The sequence below is a fragment of the Streptococcus minor DSM 17118 genome (assembly GCF_000377005.1).
GTDB lineage: Bacteria > Bacillota > Bacilli > Lactobacillales > Streptococcaceae > Streptococcus > Streptococcus minor.
The window spans coordinates 1-3,242 of sequence record NZ_AQYB01000011.1 but is presented as its reverse complement, the minus strand read 5'-3'; the positions used below and the strand labels follow the sequence as shown (position 1 = coordinate 3,242).

The 3,242-nt window shown below is 36.7% G+C and carries 6 protein-coding genes; all 6 read left to right on the top strand.

All coding sequences use genetic code 11. The features are described from left to right. Positions 1-189: 189 nt before the first annotated feature. Positions 190-492 carry a hypothetical protein gene (locus F602_RS10530; RefSeq protein WP_211205359.1) on the top strand — a complete coding sequence of 101 codons (303 nt, stop codon included), beginning with the start codon at positions 190-192 and terminating at the stop codon, positions 490-492. A gap of 79 nt (positions 493-571) precedes the next feature. Further along, positions 572-1,003 (top strand): hypothetical protein, encoded by a 432-nt coding sequence (locus F602_RS0100190; protein WP_156801820.1) that lies wholly within the window; start codon positions 572-574, stop codon positions 1,001-1,003. Between the two features lie 69 nt (positions 1,004-1,072). Continuing rightward, positions 1,073-1,453 (top strand): helix-turn-helix domain-containing protein, encoded by a 381-nt coding sequence (locus F602_RS0100185; protein ID WP_018165963.1) that lies wholly within the window; start codon positions 1,073-1,075, stop codon positions 1,451-1,453. After that, the gene (locus F602_RS0100180) at positions 1,437-1,970 is read left to right on the top strand and encodes an ImmA/IrrE family metallo-endopeptidase (RefSeq protein ID WP_018165962.1); all 534 of its coding nucleotides are present in this window, start codon (positions 1,437-1,439) and stop codon (positions 1,968-1,970) included. Before F602_RS0100185 ends, F602_RS0100180 begins: the two co-directional genes overlap by 17 nt. Before the next feature lie 109 nt (positions 1,971-2,079). Further along, on the top strand, positions 2,080-2,745 hold the full coding sequence (locus tag F602_RS0100175; RefSeq protein WP_018165961.1) for a DUF4417 domain-containing protein: 666 nt from the start codon (positions 2,080-2,082) through the stop codon (positions 2,743-2,745). Then, entirely contained in the window at positions 2,745-3,077 is a 333-nt protein-coding gene (locus F602_RS0100170) for a hypothetical protein (protein ID WP_018165960.1), read from the top strand. The genes F602_RS0100175 and F602_RS0100170 overlap by 1 nt, the downstream gene beginning before the upstream one ends. Positions 3,078-3,242 lie beyond the last annotated feature (165 nt).

The window sequence follows — 3,242 nt, the reverse complement described above, 5'->3', positions numbered from 1 at the left end:
TGATTTATCAGCGAAGTAGAAGCAGATGTTCTGCCCATGCGATAGCTGTCGCAGAACACAGTGATGCGGTAACAGCGAACCGCTGAGTGTGTTGCACTGCTCGTAAAAGTCTAGAAACCTTGGACGAGAGAACTCTGGACAACCAGTCGTTGTAAACGCAAGGTTTGGCAGTGTAATAATCGCTATAAAGTGAAAGGGAAGATTGGTTATCACAATAACCACATTGATGAAGAGACACTTGAACTAGCCGTTGTGAAGGCGATAGAAATGTTGAGTGACAATGTAGATCTTTTGCACAGTAAGTGGGAGGAAATCTTAGCAGAGAATCGGCTACTGGATAAGCACTACAGCATGGCATTGAGTGACCTGCTTAGGCAGGAGCAGACAGACTTCAACCACTCAGATATGTGCCGAGTGCTAGACCATGTCAGGATAGGACTTGATGGCGAAATAACCGTTTGTTTCCTGGAAGGAACTGAGGTAGCTTTATAAAGCAGACGAAAGGCTGTAACGACAGTGGGAAACCATTGTGGCTACAGCCTTTTTTGCGTTTTTTTTGGTATAATTGAGGATGAAAAAGTTAATTGTATCAAGCTTGTCAATGAGAAAAGGAAGATATATGAGAACTCATTTAACTGTACCACAAATTAAAGATTACATCATTGATACTATTGTTATCAAGTCAAAATTTATATTACGAAAGAGTGATTTAGATGAATTATTGCAAAAATCAGGTCTGGGTTTTGTGAGCGATTTAATAAAAAGTGACTCTAGAACAATTGGTTTTAGACCTGAGGAACTCCAAGAACTAATCAATGAGATAAGAAGAAATGTTGGAGATGTTGACCACCGAGATGGTCTGGTTATAACAAATTTTATTGCAGATAATGAACGGATTTCTAAAGACTTTGAGGTAATATGCAAAAATAATAAGAAACTGCAGCGAATGAGTTGCAGTTTTTTTATTCCACAAAGATTAACCAAAAAGGTTAAAAAACATTAGATTGTGGTTGAAAAAGGATTGAGATTGGTTTATAATGTTTGTGTAAAATGAATTAAAAGGAGAAAACTAATGGCTACGGAGTTTGGAAAGTATCTAAGAAAACTTAGAATAGATGAAGGTGAAGTACTAAAGAGGATGGCTGAAAAATTAGGAGTTAGCTCAGCTTTCTTATCAGCTGTTGAAAATGGAAAAAAGAAAATCCCAAAAGATTGGGATGAGAAATTAAGTAATCTATACCAGTTTACAGAGGAACAAAGAAGTCAATTGAAACAGGCACAACAATTAAGTCAAAACCTGATAGAAATTGATTTAGAACCCTTAAATCAATTACAAAAGGATGCTGCATTTGCCTTTGCAAGAAGCATAGAACGATTTGACACGCAGGATTTAGGTCGAATTGCTGCACTCTTAAATAAGACAACGGAGGATTTGAATGACAATAAGTTGTAGAGTTTCGCCTTGTTCTCGCAAGGATATACGGAAATACAGTCGACATTTTCGAGAACAGCTTAATCTTGGTAATGCGTTAGAATTTCCAATAGTAGAGGTTTTAGAAGGTTTTTCTGAAGCTGGATATTTTGACATTGAAATTGTACCAGTAGACGCTATGCCGAATAGTTATGGTGAAACTTTATATCATCAAAAGCTAATAAGGATTCGTGAAGATATATATGATAAGGCATGTGAGGGAGACGGATTTTCACGTTCTACTATTGCTCATGAACTATTTCATTTTTTTAAACATCGTAATGAAGAAATCGTATTTTGTCGTACAGTTGAAGAACTTGAAAGCAGGAAAACTTATGAGGATCCAGAATGGCAAGCAAATTGCTTCGCAGGAGAGTTACTTGTTCCAATAAAGCTTGTTAAAGAGATGTCCATTGAGGAAGTAGTAGAAAAATGTAGAGTCTCGCATCAGATGGCTACGTATCAATTAAATAAGTATGAAATTGATGGTTGGGTATAAAAAAAGCCTTTGAGTGGGGACTCGAGGGCGAGGGGCGACGGGTAATCGCAATTGATACAACATTAGTTTACCATAGTCGCCATTGAAAATCAATAAAAATGGAGGACTTATGTCAAAAATTCAAAGTAACCGAGGTGGTTGCAAAGATGTGTTTAATGCATTTCTAGTGGAGAATGCAGAATATGCTGGAGATTATGAAATTCCAGTCATTTCTTCTTATGAGGGAGAACTTCCAATTAGTATGGTTCCTTTTTCAAAACGTAGACAATGTTCTAGCAATAATTGGATATGTTTTTATGAAGATGATGTTAATTTTGAAGGGATATGGAAGAGCCCTAAGAAACACTTAGAAACTTTAAAGTCATACGATGGAATTATTTTACCGGATTTTAGTATATATCGTGATATGCCACTGGCAATGCAAATCTGGAATATTTACCGCAGCCGTGCTATTGGAACTTGGTTACAAGAAAATGAAATTTCTGTGATTCCTAATATTCGCTGGGGAGATGAGAGAACTTACGACATCGTTTGTGATGGATTAAGCAAACACAGTGTAATTGCGGTTGGTTCACATGGTCTCATGAAAGATACTGCCGAACGTCAATCTTTTATTAAGGGATTAGACTATATTATTAATCGATTAGAGCCCCATACTATTCTTGTATATGGAGCAATTCCTAATGAAGTTTTCCAATATCCACGTTTTTTAGGAATAGAGATAGTTCCGTATCCTAGCTATACTTCGCTAATATTTCAAGGAGGTATTGCATAATGGGTGGTGGAATTTATGGAAAATTCGGAAAGACCAGGGGTAGTCAGGAAATAGTGCTCCCAGTTAATGATATTATTCTAACTAGTGTTTCTGTTACTCCACTTGGAGGCGGGAGTGGGCATAGTGTTGATGAACAAATAGCATTTGTTAAGTTGAATGAAGATTATAAAACTCTAAACAAAGGTACTGTAGGTGAAGTTATTACTTTTGATGAAAATTTATCAAAGGTAATGTTTTACAACAAGAACAGGGAGCCTTTTACAATAGAGGTCGTACCGAGTTACCTTCTAAAACTTATATCGCTAACTGAGTTTGAAGCTTTCTTTGTTTAGTTCAATAGTATAATTTCAATTTTCTTTAATCTCTTTCGTTTTATAGTATAGGAACTGACTATCATCACACGTTGAGGCAGTATCACTGCTTGTACGAGTTGATTTATCAGCGAAGTAGAAGCAGATGTTCTGCCCATGCGATAGCTGTCGCAGAACACAGTGATG

Coding starts and splice junctions, on each gene's coding strand:
- F602_RS0100190 (WP_156801820.1), top strand. CDS start 572: ATGAAAAAGTTAATTGTATCAAGCTTGTCAATGAGAAAAGGAAGATAT.
- F602_RS0100175 (WP_018165961.1), top strand. CDS start 2,080: ATGTCAAAAATTCAAAGTAACCGAGGTGGTTGCAAAGATGTGTTTAAT.
- F602_RS0100185 (WP_018165963.1), top strand. CDS start 1,073: ATGGCTACGGAGTTTGGAAAGTATCTAAGAAAACTTAGAATAGATGAA.
- F602_RS0100170 (WP_018165960.1), top strand. CDS start 2,745: ATGGGTGGTGGAATTTATGGAAAATTCGGAAAGACCAGGGGTAGTCAG.
- F602_RS0100180 (WP_018165962.1), top strand. CDS start 1,437: ATGACAATAAGTTGTAGAGTTTCGCCTTGTTCTCGCAAGGATATACGG.